15 protein-coding genes are annotated in these 16,881 nt (G+C 68.1%); 11 read left to right on the top strand and 4 right to left on the bottom strand.

The window, feature by feature from the left end; translation table 11 throughout:
- Positions 1 to 27: 27 nt before the first annotated feature.
- Positions 28 to 1,338, top strand: coding sequence for a family 10 glycosylhydrolase (locus tag EAO76_RS04460; RefSeq protein WP_262375341.1), 1,311 nt, complete (start codon positions 28 to 30; stop codon positions 1,336 to 1,338).
- Positions 1,339 to 1,474: 136 nt separating this feature from the next.
- Here the strand turns inward: EAO76_RS04460 and EAO76_RS04455 are convergent, their stop codons facing one another.
- The 4 genes from EAO76_RS04455 to EAO76_RS04440 all read right to left on the bottom strand — a co-directional run bounded on the left by EAO76_RS04455 (position 1,475) and on the right by EAO76_RS04440 (position 5,361).
- A complete protein-coding gene (locus EAO76_RS04455) occupies positions 1,475 to 1,687 on the bottom strand; it encodes a DUF1918 domain-containing protein (protein WP_148833548.1) in 213 nt (70 codons plus the stop codon).
- Between the two features lie 1,151 nt (positions 1,688 to 2,838).
- Positions 2,839 to 3,531: a WbqC family protein gene (locus EAO76_RS04450; RefSeq protein ID WP_148833546.1), complete on the bottom strand. Its 693-nt coding sequence runs from the start codon at positions 3,529 to 3,531 to the stop codon at positions 2,839 to 2,841.
- A gap of 43 nt (positions 3,532 to 3,574) precedes the next feature.
- The gene (locus tag EAO76_RS04445; protein WP_148833544.1) at positions 3,575 to 4,243 is read right to left on the bottom strand and encodes a YdcF family protein; all 669 of its coding nucleotides are present in this window, start codon (positions 4,241 to 4,243) and stop codon (positions 3,575 to 3,577) included.
- 17 nt (positions 4,244 to 4,260) lie between these two features.
- Positions 4,261 to 5,361 (bottom strand): hypothetical protein, encoded by a 1,101-nt coding sequence (locus EAO76_RS04440; protein ID WP_148833542.1) that lies wholly within the window; start codon positions 5,359 to 5,361, stop codon positions 4,261 to 4,263.
- A gap of 155 nt (positions 5,362 to 5,516) precedes the next feature.
- Between EAO76_RS04440 and EAO76_RS04435 the strand changes: the two genes are divergently transcribed.
- The 10 genes from EAO76_RS04435 (at position 5,517) to EAO76_RS04390 (ending at position 16,878) form a co-directional block, all read left to right on the top strand.
- The gene (locus tag EAO76_RS04435) at positions 5,517 to 5,945 is read left to right on the top strand and encodes a hypothetical protein (protein ID WP_148833540.1); all 429 of its coding nucleotides are present in this window, start codon (positions 5,517 to 5,519) and stop codon (positions 5,943 to 5,945) included.
- An 8-nt stretch (positions 5,946 to 5,953) separates the two neighbouring features.
- Complete coding sequence (locus tag EAO76_RS04430; protein ID WP_148833537.1) at positions 5,954 to 6,355, top strand: ATP-binding protein; 402 nt, start codon at positions 5,954 to 5,956, stop codon at positions 6,353 to 6,355.
- On the top strand, positions 6,352 to 6,813 hold the full coding sequence (locus tag EAO76_RS04425; protein ID WP_148833535.1) for a hypothetical protein: 462 nt from the start codon (positions 6,352 to 6,354) through the stop codon (positions 6,811 to 6,813). The genes EAO76_RS04430 and EAO76_RS04425 overlap by 4 nt, the downstream gene beginning before the upstream one ends.
- Positions 6,814 to 6,865: 52 nt before the next feature.
- Complete coding sequence (locus EAO76_RS04420; RefSeq protein WP_148833533.1) at positions 6,866 to 7,987, top strand: adenosylhomocysteinase; 1,122 nt, start codon at positions 6,866 to 6,868, stop codon at positions 7,985 to 7,987.
- 5 nt (positions 7,988 to 7,992) lie between these two features.
- A complete protein-coding gene (locus EAO76_RS04415) occupies positions 7,993 to 8,535 on the top strand; it encodes an NUDIX hydrolase (protein WP_148833531.1) in 543 nt (180 codons plus the stop codon).
- Positions 8,536 to 9,171: 636 nt separating this feature from the next.
- Positions 9,172 to 9,849 (top strand): TnsA-like heteromeric transposase endonuclease subunit, encoded by a 678-nt coding sequence (locus EAO76_RS04410; RefSeq protein ID WP_262375273.1) that lies wholly within the window; start codon positions 9,172 to 9,174, stop codon positions 9,847 to 9,849.
- Positions 9,849 to 12,137: a transposase gene (locus tag EAO76_RS04405; RefSeq protein ID WP_148833527.1), complete on the top strand. Its 2,289-nt coding sequence runs from the start codon at positions 9,849 to 9,851 to the stop codon at positions 12,135 to 12,137. The genes EAO76_RS04410 and EAO76_RS04405 overlap by 1 nt, the downstream gene beginning before the upstream one ends.
- A complete protein-coding gene (locus tag EAO76_RS04400; RefSeq protein ID WP_148833525.1) occupies positions 12,134 to 13,417 on the top strand; it encodes a TniB family NTP-binding protein in 1,284 nt (427 codons plus the stop codon). Before EAO76_RS04405 ends, EAO76_RS04400 begins: the two co-directional genes overlap by 4 nt.
- A gap of 14 nt (positions 13,418 to 13,431) precedes the next feature.
- Positions 13,432 to 15,333 carry a TniQ family protein gene (locus EAO76_RS04395; RefSeq protein WP_148833523.1) on the top strand — a complete coding sequence of 634 codons (1,902 nt, stop codon included), beginning with the start codon at positions 13,432 to 13,434 and terminating at the stop codon, positions 15,331 to 15,333.
- Positions 15,334 to 15,483: 150 nt separating this feature from the next.
- The gene (locus EAO76_RS04390; protein WP_155060092.1) at positions 15,484 to 16,878 is read left to right on the top strand and encodes an AAA family ATPase; all 1,395 of its coding nucleotides are present in this window, start codon (positions 15,484 to 15,486) and stop codon (positions 16,876 to 16,878) included.
- Positions 16,879 to 16,881: the final 3 nt, after the last annotated feature.

The raw sequence follows: 16,881 nt of genomic DNA, 5'->3' as shown, positions 1-16,881 counted from the left end.
ATGCCAAAGAGACGGCAGGTGCAACAAATGCGGCAGATGGCCAGAAGAGGCTTCGTGGCGGGTGCGGCCGGGGTGGTCGCGGGTGCGGTGAGCGGTGTCGCCGCGGCGGGCGACGCCTTCGCGGGCCCGTCCCGGGGGACCGGTGACCCCCTCGCCGCCCCGTCCGGCGGACCCGGCCCGACGGAGGACGCCGGACGGGGCCGGGTCGCCCGGCGCGAGCTGCGCGGCATGTGGGTCGCCACCGTCGCCAACCTCGACTGGCCCTCGGCGCCGGGCCTGACGGCGGCCGCGCAGCAGGCCGAGCTGATCGCGTACCTCGACGAGGCCGTCGACCGGCGGCTGAACACCGTGATCCTCCAGGTGCGGCCGACCGCCGACGCGCTGTGGCCCTCGCCCTACGAGCCGTGGGCCCAGTACCTCACCGGCGTCCAGGGCAAGGACCCCGGCTGGGACCCGCTGGGCACCGCCGTCCGCGAGGCGCACCGCCGCGGCCTGGAGCTGCACGCCTGGTTCAACCCGTACCGGGTCGCCAACCACACCGACCCGACCCGGCTGGCGCCCGGGCACCCGGCCAGGGTGCACCCCGACTGGGTGCTGCCGTACGGCGGGAAGCTCTACTACAACCCCGGCATCCCCGAGGTCCGCCGCTTCGTCCAGGACGCGATGCTCGACGCGGTCCGCCGCTACGACATCGACGCGGTGCACTGGGACGACTACTTCTACCCGTACCCGGTGGCGGGGCAGGTCTTCGACGACGACGCCACGTACGAGAAGTACGGCGCGGGCTTCCCGGACAAGGCGGCCTGGCGGCGGGACAACACCGACCGGCTGGTGAAGGAGACCGCCGAGCGGATCAAGCAGATCAAGAAGAACGTCCAGTTCGGGGTCAGCCCGTTCGGCGTGTGGCGCAACGCCGCCACCGACCCGCTCGGCTCCGACACGAAGGCCGGTGTGCAGACCTACGACGACCTGTACGCCGACACCCGCGGCTGGGTCAGGAAGGGCTGGATCGACTACATCTGCCCGCAGATCTACTGGAACATCGGCTTCGCCGCCGCCGACTACGCCAAGCTGCTGCCCTGGTGGGCCGAGACGGTCCGGGGCACCGGCGTCGACCTGTTCGTGGGGGAGGCGCTCTACAAGGCGGGCGACCCCGCCCAGCCCGCCGCCTGGCAGGACCCGGCCGAACTCTCCCGCCACGTCACCTTCGCCGCCGGCTACGACCAGGCGCGCGGCCACGTCTACTTCTCGGGGAAGAGCGTGGTGAACGACGCGATCGGGGCCATGGACCGGGTGGTGGCCGACCACTACCGCAACCGGGCGCGCCCGCCCCGTTGACGGAAGGTCGCGCCCGCCCCGCCGACAGCAGGGGCGGGGCGGGCGCGACGGGCGCCGTGGCCGGGCCGGCCGGTTTCCCGGCGGCCCGGCCACGGGCGTCCCGGGGCGAAGAACAGCGCCGGGCCACCGGAGGCCGCTACGGAGTCTCCCGGGCCTGCTTCCGGGGGTCGGTGTGCTGTACGACGCTGTCGGGACCGGGTGAAATCAGGTGCTCGTGTCCGTCCTCGAAGCGGACGCGGTACGGGGGAGTGCCCCCGGCCCCGAGCACTTCGACGATCTCTGCGACCCTGTCGTGCTGCCCCACGGTCCTGCCGTGTGTCAGCAGCCGGTCGCCCGCGTGTGCCTCCATCGCGACTGACCTCCTCACGGGTGGCGGTCCATGTCGACAAGTCTATGTCCGAAGGGCGGCTTCGCCCGGTGGGGAGCCGCGGGCCCCGGCGCCGACGGGACGCGGGGGCGGGTGGGGAGGGAGTCGGGTGTGCGGACATCCAGATCCGTCCGCGCGGACTGTCCGCGGACAAGGCGTCGCCGTCGACACGGATGTCGCCGTCGTGTCGCGACAGCAGCCGTTGAACACGGGCCCCGTGTCGCTGAACGCCGATCTTGTCGCGATGAAGACGAGACCTGTGTCGTTGAACGCCGAGACCTCCCGCGAGACCTATGCGAGACCGAGAATTGCCCCGCGAGACCGGCTGGCCTCGAAGCCCGGCAGCGTGCTCCCGAAGCGAACGGGGACGCCCCCGAAGCCGATGGCCGTGCCCTCGAAACACCACACAGGAATGCGCGGTTGCGCGGGCCGGCACGGCGAGACACGAACGCGCAGAGTTGGGCGTCGGAATTCCCAACGAGATTGATCCCAGGTGCGGCTGGCCTGTTCCGCGGTGGAGTGTCCCACTGGGCGAGGTGCAGCCCAAGGCCTCGAGGCGCGGGCATTCGGAGGGACTCTCCTTGGTGCTCTCCTGGCGCTTGGGGCCGTGAGCAGACGCCGGAGTGTCGGCTGCCCACCCGGCAGGAGCTCAGTGCGGGAGGAGCCTTCCCTGGCGATTCGTGCCAGCCGCTCGTCGCCCAACGGAGGGCACGCCGGCAGGGCTCCGCCACAGTCACGGACGGGGCAAAGCAGCCGAAGCCCTGGTGAGGAGGGGTGCACGGTTCCACATCGGGCCGCCCCGCACCACGCCCAGCAGCCGCTTCGGACGCGCCGGAGGTGATGTGGTGTTCGTCACATGGGCGAGAGCGTCGTCGCGTCCGCCGCCGGGCTGGCGACCACCACGCGGGAGGCCGACACGGCTCTGCGACTCCGCGTACGGCACTAAGCGGAATCTCTGGCTGCCTGTTCTCCTGGGCGCCGCACCCGCGTGCGGGCCTGCCTTGGCTCCCGGCCCGGAGCTAAGAAGGCATGTGACCTAGGTGCATCCCGTACGCGATGGTGCAGGACGGAGTCGTGCGCGACTGGGGACGTTCAGTGGTACGTCCCCCTCCTCGAGGAGGGGGACGGCTGCGTCAGGCGGCGGGCTGTAGGACGGTGTGGACGGCGGCGAGGGCCTGGAGCCGGTCGGCCACGGCATCCGGGCCGAGAGCCGCAAGGGCCCACAGGGCACTGAGCTGGCGGCCGGAGGAGCAGATATTGATCAACGGCGGCCGGAACGGCGCCACGGCGATGTTCCGGGCGGCGAAGGGTGCGGGGTCGAGATAGGTCATGCCGCCGGTCCCGCACAGATACGCGCGGGCGCCGGTCGCGGCGGAAAGGTCCGCGAGCCGGACGGATCGGCCCGGCCGGGACGGGAGTTGGCTGCTGGTGAGGATCTGGCCCTTCCAGCCGAGCAGGTCCAGCAGGACGGGGGTGGAGATCTCGGCGACCGTCGCGGTCCGGCCGGTGGTGAAGGCGTCCAGCACCGGGCCCAGGGCCTTCGCGAGGGCGGGCCAGTGGGGGCTGGAGCTGTAGTGCTGCCGCAGCATCCCAGCGGTTCGGCGGCAGGCCAAGGCAGGGTCGTCGATCCGGGCGTCCCGGATGAGGGTGGGCCGCCCATTGGGGAGGTGGGTGGGGATGGTGAGCCACTGCTGGCGGGCCGGGTCGTCGAGGTCGGCGAGACGGGCTCGGTGCTGGTAGTCGCGGCGGGTGAACTGCACGTCGTCCAGGACGATCCAGTAGTCCGCCGCGAACAGCTTGGCCAGCGTCGTCAGTCTCGGGAACACATTGGGCTGGTGGATCGCGCACAGCCCGCCCGGGGCGGGCAGGTCACGAGGTGATGAGGCGGCTGGTGAAGCCGTCGGCGATGAGGGATTCGTACGCGGCATGCACGTCCTCCGGGACCTCCTGCTCGATGGCGAACCCGAGCTTCGGATACTCGATCACCCGCTGGAGATCACCGACGAGCATGTCCAAGACGAGCTTCTCGTCGCCGATGGACTTCAAGTAGTCGTCGAACTCCAGCGGCTCCGACGCGCACAGGATCTCGACGTCGGGCCACAGCTTGCGGGCGGTCGCGAACGATCGCCTCTCCATATAGGGCTTGGACACCAGCAGCACCGTGGTCGGGTGGATTCCGGCGCCGGTGAGGACCTCACGCGAGAGGGTGATGTTCTGCCCGGTGTTCCCGGCGTTGGGCTCCAGCAGGATCGCCTCGGCGGGGACGCCGAGGTCGATGGCGTGCTCGCGGAAATGGACGGCCTCGCCGCGCGGGAAGACCTTGGCGGTGGTGGGGCTGTTGCCGCCGGTGAACACCAGGGTCTTGAAGAGCCCGGCCTGATACAGCTCGGCGGAGTGGGCGGCGACGCCGAGGTCGTGGCTGCCCAGTCCGATCGCCACGTCGACGGGCCGCAGCTCGTGGTTCATCTGGTGGTAGTCCCAGATCAGCTCGGCCTGGCGCCACTGGTCCTCGGTGATGGTCTGCTGGTTGTCGCTCACGCGTCTTGTCTCCCTGGTCACCGTTGCCGGGGGCCGGTCGGCCCCTCGCTCATGGCCTTGATGCCCTCGATACTGCGCAGTTGGTGCACGAGTCCGTACTGCGCGGCCACCTGGGCGGCCTGGTCGAGGACGAGGTGTCCATCATCCCGGGTGGCTGCGTCGGAGAGCAGGATGTGGCCATGAGCGGTGTCCAGTCGCACGCGTTGCATCGGTGATTCGGTGGTCCCGCTGTTGCGGGCGATGTCGATGAAGTGCAGGGCCTGGGTGAGGTCGCCGGCGCCGCGGCGGGCGAGGGCGAGTTTCTGATGGGCCACCGACCAGTCGTCGGGTTCCTGGAGGTCTTCGAAGTCGCGGGTCGCGGCCTGCATGACGCGGGTCGCATAGTCGTGGTTGCCGTCCTTGCTCAGCGCGGTCCCCACCCACAGCCGGGCCCTGGCACGGTCGCGACGGGAGAGCCGGTCGTCGACGGCGAGGGTCTCGTAGTTGCGGGCGGCGATCTCCAGCTTCCCGGACATCTCGGTCACGACCGCAAGTGACAGATTGAGCTGGGCGACGCGGCGGGGAATGTCGAGCTGGGTGAAGACGGAGCGGGCGCCGGCATAGGAGTGCTGGGCGGAGAGCGGGCCGAGAACGACGCCTTGGTCACGCTTGAGGTCGCCGAGCAAAGCCGTCGAGCGGGCGAAGAGATACAGGCCCTTGTCGTCGAGCTCAAGGGCCGTGAAGCGCGTGAGCCACCGGCTGAGCAAGCTGTCGGCGAAGGCGAAGTTCTGCCGGGACAGGGCGACCACGACACGGTCCAATTCGTCGGCCCACGATTCGTACTCCCAGGCCCGGGGACCTGAGGCGGTGACGCGGCGCCGGGCAGCGGTCGCGGCGTTGGACGTCTCGGACAGGAGTGTCTCGAAGCGCAGGTGAACGGCGGCGTCCGCACGGCCGAGCGCGGTGTCGAGGATGGCCTGGGTGTCGGGTCTGGGCTCGGTGGCCGCGAGCTTGGACTCCCACTTGGACACGGTCGCAACCGCCAGGCCGAGCTGCTGGGCGAAGGCCCGCACGCTCAGACGCAGGGCGAGACGCAGGGCCCTGGCCTCCAGGCCCGTCCAGTGGTGCACGGTCGCCACGCGTCACTCCCTTCCGCCAGTCATCGAAGCACGGTGCGTGCAGTCGGTGGGACGAAAGTGGAACGCAAGTAGAACAGGCGGTGATTGGCCGGGAGTTGGCCAGCATCCACGCTCAAGACGTCACCTCTTGTCGAGCCTTTTGGACGGTCTTCAGCATGGAACCCCTCACGGAGAATCGCCCGGTCAACGGCCCGGTCGTTTACGGCTTTCTGCGACTGGTGCGGGTCTCCGCCGCCCGGAAGGCGGCGCTGGCCGCCTCTCTTGCCGAGTACTGCCGCAACCACGAACTGCAGCTGTCCGGACTGTTCACCGACCGCGACGTGAGTTCCGGACCCGACTCGGCGGCGTTCACCGGGCTGCTGGACGTGCTGGCCCTGCCGGACGTCTATGGAGTGATCTCCCCGGCCATGTCGCACCTGGGGCCGAAGGCCATAGCTGCCGAACGCGGCCGGCGGATCGAGGCGGCCGGCTCCCGGCTGCTGCTGGCCCGCGGGCCCCGCCCCGCACACCCGCCCGTCTCCCGCGGCGGCCCGGTCCGTCGCCGCAGTCCGGGATCCACCCGCGTCCWGGACGCCGAGTCGTGAGGGCCACGATGACCGAAACGACCCAGCGGTTCTTCGAGCCCCGACCCGAATCGATCGGCCAGGCACGGCAGTTCACGACAGACGCCCTGGCCGAGTGGGATCTTGAAGGCCGTGCCGAGGACATCCGGCTCTGTGTCTCCGAGCTCGCCACCAATGCCCTCGTCCACGCAGCCGTCGACGGCCACGGCTTCCTGGTCAAGCTCGATGCTGACGAGGAAGTCGTACGCCTGGAAGTCCACGACAGCCGCCGCCAGCACCCCAAGGCCCGCCAGGCCGCCGACACGGACACCTCCGGGCGCGGCCTGACGCTGGTGAGCGTGCTCGCCGACGGCTGGGGAGTCCAGGACCACACCCCGTCCGGAAAGGTCGTCTGGTCCTGCTTCAAGGCTGCGGGAGGGGCGGCGTCATGACCGTCATCCTCACCCCGCCAGATCCGGAACTTCGACTGCTGGTCTCCCTCGCGTCCTGGACCTGGCCGGGCACCGGACCGGACGGCCACGAGGTCGCGCACATCCTGATCACCCACACCCCGGCCCTGGCCACCCCCGACACTGTCGAGGCCCGGATGCGGCGGCTGTCGGACAGCCTCGGCTGTCTGGCCGGCCCCCGGGAGGTCGTTCTGGAGATCGACCGGTGCCTGCAGATCGTCGGCGACCAGGTGCTGGTGCACATCCCCGGCGCCTCTCGCCGGCTGCGGCTGCCCACCCGCCGGGCCTGGACCGAACTGGTCGCCCACAACGGTGACGCCGTCCTCCTGCTCGGGCTGGACCCACTGCCGCAGAGTGCCGACGCCGCCCGGCTCGATGCCTACCTGGATGCCGCCCTCGCGGCCGAGCGGCTGCTGTTCGGACGCGCCCGCACCCGCTGAACCCCGGACTTTCCGCACGGCCCCCGGACGGAACGGATGAGAGGGAACTGCCATGGAAACATTCGAACGCGCCCGCCTGGACGCCTACTTCGCCCGGATCGCCACCCAGTTCGCCCCGGACGAGCAGACCGCATCGTTCCTGATCACGCACCTGCTGCCGGAGCGGCCCGCGTTCATCCAGGCCGTCGCCGCGATGACCCGGCTCACCGCGGTGCTGCCCAAGCCGAAGTCCATCCACCCGGCCGCCAAGCGCGAGGTCGAGCAGACCGTCCCCGTCGACATCCTCACCCGCGAGATGTTCACCGAGCCCGATGACGCCCTGGACTACCTCGAATCCCGGGCCGCAGGCGAGACGGCCTGCCTGCTGGACGTCGGTGGCTACTTCGCCCCCACCCTCGCCGAGGTCCACAGCCGGTTCACCGGACGGATCGCCGGGGTGATCGAGGACACCGAGAACGGGCACCGGCGCTACGCGGACCTCGACAAACTGCCCTGCCCCGTCATCTCCGTCGCCCGCTCTCCCTTGAAGGACCCTGAGGACTTCCTCGTCGGACAGTCCGTGGTCTTCTCCACTGAGGCCGTCATGCGCGGCCGCGGGGACATCCTCCACGGCCGCCCCGCCCTCGTGATCGGCTTCGGGAAGCTCGGCAGTTCGATCGCCCGGCTCCTGCAGGCCAAGGGAGTGCAGGTCACCGTCTTCGACATCGACCCCGTCCGCCGCACCCAGGCCCTCTCCCAGGGCTTCACCGTCGCCCGCGACCGCGAGACCGCCCTGACCGGTGCCGGCCTGGTCCTCTGCGCAACCGGCGCGATCTCCCTGCGCGGCGAGGACTTCGGGCATCTCCGCAATGGCGCCTACGTTGCCACCGTCACCAGCAGCGAGGACGAACTCGACCTCGCCGGACTCCCCGACGTCTACACCCGCACGATCGTCGGCGAGCACGTCACCCGCTACCGGACCACCGGCCAGTACTTCTATCTGGCGAACGGCGGCAACGCCGTCAACTTCATCCACGGCGCCAGCGTTGGGCCATTCATCTTCCTGGTCCAGGCCGAGATCCTCGCCGCGATCAGGATGCTCACCCGCGAAGAGCTCGCCCCCGGTATCCATGAGGTCCCCGCACCCGACCGCGAAGCCATCGCAGCGACCTGGCTCTCCTACTTCAACAGGTGATCACCATGACCATCACAGCCGACCACATCCGCACCACCATCGCCGCCTACCTCGACCAACATCCCGACGACAAGCGCGAACTCGGCGTCGTCCTCGGCTTCCTGGACGATGGCGACGACCTCACCCACCGCACCACGCTGCCCGGGCACGTCACCGCCGGGGCGATCCTCGTCGGCCCCGACGGCCGCATCCTGCACATTCTTCATAACGCGACCCAGAAGTGGCTGCTGCCTGGCGGCCATCTGGAGGCTTCGGACAACACGCTCCTGCAGGCCGCCGGCCGTGAACTGGCCGAGGAGACCGGCATCCCGCCCCACGTGGTCTCCCCGCACAGCGAAGTCCCGCTGCACATCGATGTCCACCCCATCGACGCCAACCCCGCCAAGGGCGAGTCCGCCCACCAGCACTTCGACTTCCGGTTCCTGTTCCGCACTACCGCAGACATTGGCGACTTGCAGACCGAAGAGGTCTCCGAGGCCGCCTGGCGCAATGCCGACGAGATCACCGACTCTCAACTCCGATCCCGCATCACCGCAGCCCTGCGCTGAACCATCCCCGGCCAGATAGCCGCCCCTGATGCCCACATCTTGCGCGGCAGGACCGGACCGGGAAACCACCTGGTCACGGGCCTGCCGCCTGAGACCTGCTAGGAGCCGAAAGGGCTGAAGGGGCCGAGTTTTCGAAAAAGGCACTGGTGAGGAGAACGTCGCGGACTGGTGCGACGACGGCGAGTTCGACGACACCTGGGCCGACACCGCCGGCCGCCTCGCCGAAGCCGCGGAACTCGAAGCGGGGAAGACCTGCGAAGCCTGTGGTGAGCCCGGACGCGCCCGCTTCCACGGCGACCAACACGGCACCTGGATCAAGGCCCTTTGCGATGGCTGCAGGGCACTCCCTGGCGCCGCTCTATGTCATTTCGCGATCGGACAAGCGAAGAAAGTGAGCACATTGGTTCGCAAACATTCGACTCTCCACGCCAAATTGTGGTCATTTTCGAAGAAAGGTCGCCACCGCTGAGCAGAGGGTGCTGCCGTGGATAGATGGGCGACGCAACGAGGGCAGTGATCCCGTCGGAGTCAAGTCACCTTGACCAGTTGGCCATGGAGTATGAGGGAGATGTCACCCAGCGGGATCGGCTACGGCTCGATAACGACTGGCCTCGTCGGTGGAGTTCGTCATGGCGAGTGGGTACCGGCGAAGTCTGCTGGCCGATCCGCGACATGGCACACGTGCCGGTGCTGTCATCACGGCCGATGCGGGGGTTCACCTGGCGGGCGAAACAGCGGCATCGCCCTGGCCTGGAGGTGATGGCCTCAACAGGCAGGATGCACGGCTTCGAGTCGCTGGAGGAACTGCGCTTGCTCGTCGCGCTGGACTTCTTGAAGGCATCGGAGGTGCTGTCGCAGCCGTTCCGGCTGGACTTCGAGCATACGGGCGGACAGGCATGGCATATCCCGGACTTCCTGGCGGTGATCGACGGCGGGATGTGGCTGCTGGACGTCCGGCCGATGGAGCTAATCAAGGAAGAAGACGCGCTGAAGTTCGCGGCGGCCAGGGAAGTGGCGGCCGCCTGCGGCTGGCGGTACTCGGTGATCGCGGGCTGGCGCCCGCATGTCTGGAGCGTCCTTGATCATCTTTCCTCGCGCAGGCGGCCGGCGAGGGACCTGCTCGGCATGCGGGACCAACTGCTCACCGCTATCGGCGGGCAGCCGGGACGGATGATGACGTTCTGCGAGCTGGCGGACTCGACCAGCGTGCCTGCCGTTGGCCGGGCGAACATCGTCCGGCTGCTCTGGCACCGCGAGCTCGGCGTTGACCTGGGCAGTCCTTTGCGGGACAGCTCGCTGATCTGGGCGGTGTGATGGCAGCCAGGGGCTTCTTGCAGATCGCACCGGGCAGGCGGGTCGCGCTCAACGGCATCGAGTGGACGATCGAAGCCGTCCACGGTCAGTACGGCCGGCTCGTCCTCACGGACGACGACGGCCGCACGGAGACCCGCTCGTTCCGCTGGCTCATCAACCATCCCGACCTGCGGCTTCTGCCGAAGGCCGAAGCGTCGGGGCCCCCGTCGCCAGTCGCCCAGCAGCCGAGGACCCTGGCTGACCTGACAAAGGACCAGCTGGAGCGGGCCCGGCTGCGGGCTGCGCATGTGCTGGAAGCCGAGACGGGGTTCCGGGAGGGCCACCCGGCTCGGGCCCTGCCGGGTGAGCCCCGGCCTGCCTACGACCCGGACCGCACGACGCTGACCGAGCGCCGCCGCTCGAAGGCTGCGGAGATGGAGGCGTTGTTCCGTCCGGAGGCGGTCCGGCTCGGCCTGCAGCACCTCAGCTACCGGACACTGATGCGTCTGTCGGGCCTGTCAGGCGACAGTCTCCTGCTGGCCTGTGCGGACGGGCGCTGGACACGGCGACGCAGCGGGCACCGCAGCATCACCGAGGAGGTCCGGGAGGCGATCTTCGCGGTCAAAGCCGAGTGCCGCGAACGCGCCGGCCTGAGCCTGGCTGCCAGGCACCGGTTGATGCACCAGTACATGCGCGAGCGGTTCCCGGCCTTCCCGACCGAGAGAATCCCTTCCCGCTGGACGTTCGCGACGGTCTGGGAGGAGTGGTTCAGGCCCGGCGGAGCCCGGCCTCGTTACGGGCGAACGGCTGAGGCCGCCGCGGAGGCCGGGGTCTCCGGCCGGGTGGTGGTCCATCGGCCGGGCCAGGTTCTGGTGCTGGACTCGACGCCGATGCCGGTGAAGCTGCGCGAGACCGTCTTCGGTGATGCGGTCACCGCGACGCTCACCCTCGCGCTCGATCTCTACACGCACGGGCTGCCGGCCTTCCGGCTGACGCTGCAGTCCGACACCTCGGTCGATGTCGCGATGCTGCTGCGGGACGTGATGCTACCGCTTCCGATGCGGGACGGGTGGGGCGAGGACACGGAGTGGCCCTACGCCGGGGCTCCGGCCGACGTGATCGCCGAGTTCACCGGGCACCGGGTCGCCGCCCTGCCGTTTTTCGCCCCGGAGACGGTCACCACCGACCACGGCGGCCCCTACAAGAACCACGACCTGGTGGAGGCCGAGCGGGAGATCGGCTGCCGGATCCTTCCTGCCCGTGTCCTGCGCCAGGCCGACAAGTTCGCGGTCGAGCGCCAGTTCCTCACCGTCCAGACCATGCTCTTCGAGCACCTGCTGGGTTTCACCGGCGGTGACGTCGCGGACCGCGGGACCGACCCGGAACGCGATGCGAGCCTCACGCTCGCGCAGGCCGAGCACATCATCGCGACCTGGATCGTCCAGATCTGGCAGAACCGCAAACTCGGCGAATATGCCCCGAGTTGGGCACCGGGCGAAGATCACAGCCCCAACACGCTGTTCGCCGCGGCGATGGAACAGGGCGGCTTCGACCTGGACTTCCCCGAGCCGAGCTTCTACTACAAGGTCCTGCGCAAGCACCACGTGAAGATCCATCCGCGCCGGGGAGTGAAGATCCTCGGGCTTTGGTATCACGACCCGGTCCTCGACGAGCCGCGTTTCCAGCAGCCCTCCGCCCGAGGCGGCAAACACGCGCGCCAATGGGTGGTCCGCAGCGACCGAAGGGACCGCCGGCAGGTGTTCCTCCAGGACGACGCCGACCATGAGACCTGGCACATCCTGCGCTGGCGAGGACTGCCGCCCGACGGCGAGATCCCCGCCTTCTCGGACAAGACCGCAGGTGCCCTGCTGGCCCACGTGAAGGCGAACAACATCAGGATCCACTCGGAGAGTGAGCTCCTGGAGCACCTGCTCGGGATCCTCAGCTCGGTCACCCCCGTTGACCAGTGGCCCAGCCAGGCCAAGAAGAGGGCCGGGAAGAAGCGGCGCGTCGCCCAGGCCCGCGAGATCACCCGAGCACAGGCCGCTGCGGCCGACCGCCCCGCCGCACCGGCACCCGCAAACGAGCAGGTCCCGGTGGAGATGCCCGTGGCCTGGGCCGAGCACGCCCGCACCATCGACCACGTCGTCGACGCCGACCGGCGCCGACGACGCGAAGAAGCACTCGCCGGCACCAGGCCCGTCGCTCCGGCAACCCTGCACGCAGCCCTGAACCGGCGCCGCATGTTCCGGCTTCCGCCTCCCGACGGCTCGGAAGCCGCCACAACGGTCCGGGAGGACGACACGTGACCCAAGCTCTCTCTCACGACGATTCGGTGGAGGGCCTGCCTTCACGAGCCAGGATCGCCGAGTTGATCCTGGGCAGCTGCCCGTCCCTCGACACCTACGCCGGCTGGCAGCACTACCGCACCCACTGCGATCTCCTCGTCCCTGCCTCCGTCATCTCGCCGAAGCAGTGGTCAATGCTTCCCGAGAGCCGCCAGTACGACTACGACCTTTACCGAGAGCTGACGAACGCGAACCTCCCACTGCAGGACACCCCCATGCACGACAAGGTCGGCAGGCTGATCCGGCGCCGGTTGAGCGGCAACACGAGGAAGAAGAACGACCCGACCCGCGCCGGCGTCATGATCAGCGGCTGGGGCAACTACGGCAAAACCGCGTCTGTCATCTCAGCCGGAGCCGTCTTCGAAGACCAGTGGCTGGAACTGCACAGCCACCTCAACCCTGGGGCTGTTCCGGGTACTCGGGACCTTCATGCGCCAGTCGTCTATGTCTCGACCCCGGTGACCGCGACCCCGAAGAGCCTTTGCGCATCGATCCTGGCCTTCTTCCGCGCCCAGACCCGCAAGTCGGCCACGCTGCCGGAACTGGTACGGCAGGTCGCCGACTCCCTCCATGACCACGGCGTCAAAGCGCTGATCCTGGACGACATCAGCCGGCTGCGGATGCACAGAGCCGACGATCAGGACGTCCTCGACCTGATGCGGGCCTTCATGAGCCTGGACGTCACCCTGATCCTGACCGGCGTCAACATCCCCGGCACTGGGCTGCTTCGCGAGGCCACGTGGAACAAGAAGACCCGGCAGTGGGAAATGCCGCCGCTGGAGTCGACCCGCATCCACGGCTTGGAGATCACCCAGACCGAGCACCGCTTCGAGCTCATCGAGATCGACCGCTTCCGCTACACCACCCCGGAGCAGATCCAGGGCTTCGTGGATCATCTGGAGGGAATCGAGCAGCACCTGCGGCTTTTCAACGCGAAGGCGGGCATGCTCACTGCCGGCGCCATGCCGGAGTACCTGATGCGTCGCACCGGCGGTGTCATCGGCTTGCTGGGACGCCTGCTCGAAGATGGTGCTCAAGAGGCCATGGAGTCCGGGAAGGAACTGATCGACGAGAGCCTGCTGGACGAGATCGTGCTCCGACGGGATGCGCCCGAACAGGCACCGGACGAGCCCGTGATCCCGGCCGACCCTCCGACCGCTGACAAGACCCCCAAGCCGGCGAAGCGCCCCCGGAACACTGTCTTCGATGACGCCGGCCCGGCTGCCCGCGCAGGCGCCTGACGGGTGAAGCCACGATGCATCCACTGCCCCGGAGCCTCGAATCCCTGTCCGGAGAGTCCCTGGTCAGCTACATGCTGCGACTTGGGCACCGTCTCGGCCTCTCGCCTCTCCACCTGATTCGCGCGGCGGACTGGATCAAGGACGGCGCCAACTCAAATCACTTCCCCGGCAGTCTGCTGCTGGACCTTCCCAGTCCTCAGATCGACGCATTCGCCCGGCTCACGGGACAGACGGCCAGGGAAGTCTCCGCGCTGACGCTGGCGCAGTGGCGTGACCGCTACCCGCCGATCGCCCGGTCCCTGTCCGCCCCAGGACGCTTGATGAGGCCAGACGCATGGCTCTACGTCGGCTCGCCCCGCTTCTGCCCTTCCTGCCTGGCGGGCGACGGCACTGATGTTCAGCAGCGGCACAGCGGGCCCTGGCTCAAGCTCTGGCACCTGCCCATCGTCTTCGCCTGCACCGAGCATCAGACTTATCTGGAGGCCGAATGCCCGCACTGCGGTCAGCCGCACGACGCGCAAGGACCTCTCATCCAACGGGCCAACGACCACACGCTGCATCCAGCGCAATGCCGGTGGACGGTCAACGCGCAGACGCCGAGGAGGAAGTCTTTCGCCTGCGCCGGCAGACTCGACCACCTCACCGACTCTGGGCGCGACCGGCCACAACCGACTGCCGACATCCTCCGCTTCCAGAAGTCCCTCCGGGGCCGCCTGGATTCACCCACTCGAGCCACGGACGCGTCCGAGTACTTCACCGATCTCCGGCTGGCCACTGCGCTGATCAACACGGCATGGCCTCACAGCCTGGACCTCCTCGATACCAACACCGCTGAGCGAATCGACTCCAACTCGCAGACAATGCACGCCAGTCCGGGCGGGAGGCACAACCAACAAGTCCGCGACACGCCGCCGCGTGACCCCATTACCTGCGGAGCTTTACTCATGGCCGCAGACCGCCTGCTTACGAGAGACGACCTGCCCGACGTCATCTCGAATCTCACGCGTGCTGCCTTCGGCAGCCCTTCAAGCCGAACACCATGGGCCGTTCTCTACGACAGACACAAGAGCGGCTGCTCCGAGCGACTCCGCCAGGTCGCTGAACCCGTCACTCGGACGTTCCCCCGGGTCAGCGGCGGCCGCGGAGGCACACGAGGACCACTCCGCAGCGGCTACCAGCCCGAGCACATCCCGGCGTTCCTGGAACCCGACTGGTATCAGCGCTACCTGGCCAGCTGCGCGGGCTCGGAAGTCAAGTCCGTGCGCAGGGCCGCCGCCGTCCGGCTCGTCCAGTGGACCATGGGCGGAACCTACGATGACGCCGCCGAGTTCCTCGGGATCACGCCAGTCCAGACACACCTACTCACCGGACGCGAGACCCGGCGCTCAGCATGGACGCGATGCAACCCTCTTGAGGTCGACAAAGCCCTTCGTGCTCTCGCCTCAGAACTGCAATCACGACGTCAACCACCAGTTGACTACTGGCACAGACGGCAAGCACTCCACGAGTGGGTGCTCAGCATCGACTCCTGGGAAGCGCTGGTCAAAGAACTCCCGTCCGTTCGCACCCAGACCCGCACCCGGACCGACGACCGCAAGCGCCAGGACGCCTCGGTATTCATCTGGACGCTGGTCACGCGAGGCGAGCACCTCTTCGCTCCCCGCCCACTCGAAGCCGCACAACCCACCGAAATCCAGCAACAGTGGGCCGCGCGGCGGAACACCGCATGGTTCCAGTTCTCCCGCCCCGATCCACTGCGTCACTACGCGGACCTACGCTACGTCCTCGCCAAGTACGCACAGCAACTCGCACGGGAAATCGACGCCGGTGCTGGGCCCACGGCCACCCTCGCGGATGAGGTCAACGGATCACCCAACGTCCCGACGCGAACGCACAGTAGACATCCATGTCCGTAGCTCTGCTCCCGAGAGCCCGTACAGCACCGTATGCAGCCCCGCCCACCGTCATCACCGCATCGCAGATGGCGGCGATCTCCAACATGGGGTACGGAGCAGAGATACGATCACTTCGCCCGCAATGGGAACGAGACACCGGATGGACAACTGATGGACAGCGCTCGTGCGCTCACCCAAGTGAAGGTCACTGGCCTGCTCGGCAGGTTCACGCATACGGTCAACTTCCCGGCTACCGACGAGTTCGTGATCGTCCACGGGCCCAATGGTGTGGGCAAGACAATGCTCCTCGACCTCATCAGCGCGGTGTCGTGGCCGGTGGACTTCGGCAAGATCGCACGCGTGCCGTTTCAGACTCTTCAGATGTGCTTCAGCGACGGCTCGCAGCTCTCTATCGAAAAGCCCGAGCCGGAGAGCATGCACGAAGAGGACCAAGCCTCTCCAGACGACGAAACCCGGACCGCTCCGGCATCCTTGTCCTTCCTCCTCGAAGGACCTGGCCCCGTTCGCATCACGTGGTCGCCCAAGCTCCCCGTAGGGCGAGCGGAGGCCCGGCGCGCGTTCATGCGCCTCGAAACGGGCAGCGCTGAACTGCTGTCCCGTAACCAAAGGTTGCTACGAAACCAGCTAATGCACGCTACCGACGAGGTCGCTCTCCTGGACCTCCTGGCACAGTGGGGGGACGAGCCCCCTGATGCGCTCAGGGACCTGCTGAGCGAGCTCATGCCGGCAGAGATGCGTGAGTACCTGACGGGCATCGTGGTCCATTCCATCGACACCCACCGGCTGCTTGGCCTGTCGGTGCCAGAGGATCGGCCAGGACGGAGGCAGCGTCCCACACTGATGAAAGTCGAGGAGTTCGCTCAGGACCTGGCCCGCAGACTGGCGAAAGAACTGGCGGAGAACTCACGGACTTCGCAGGAGCTGGACCGAACCTACCCACAGCGCCTTCTGGAGAACCCCGCTGTCGACGTGAGCGAGCAGGCGATTCGGGAACGCTACGACGCCCAGAACGAGCTGCGACGCCAGCTCGGTGACATCTCGCTGGTTGACGATGACGAACGTTCCAGCGTGATCGAGATCCCCGAGCGCATGGAGGACTGGCAGCGCGCGGTGCTGTGGACCTATCTCCGTGACACCGAAGCAAAACTGGCGACGTTCCAGGACACCCTCGATCGAGTTTCTCGACTGCGTGAAATCGTCAACAGCCGGTTCCTGTTCAAACACCTCGAGATCGACCGCGAACGCGGCTTCCGACTGGTCAGCGACGACGACGGGCAGGAACTCGAACTAGCTTCCCTGTCTTCCGGAGAGCAGCATGAACTGGTGCTGGTCTACGACCTCCTGTTCAATGTGCCTTTGGGCGCTCTCGTCCTAATCGATGAACCGGAGATCTCCCTTCATGTGTCCTGGCAAAAGGGATTCATCACGGACCTCCGCAAGATCGCGTCCCTGGTGAGGTTCCGGACTATCGTCGCCACTCATTCCCCTCAGATTGCCGGAAAGTGGGCGGATCGCATGGTCGTGCTCGGCCCGGACGCGGAGTAGCAG

The organism is Streptomyces sp. sk2.1 (assembly GCF_008120935.1).
In the GTDB taxonomy this organism is placed as follows: domain Bacteria; phylum Actinomycetota; class Actinomycetes; order Streptomycetales; family Streptomycetaceae; genus Streptomyces.
Note: the sequence above shows the minus strand (reverse complement) of the source record. Positions and strands in the feature narration are given on the sequence as shown.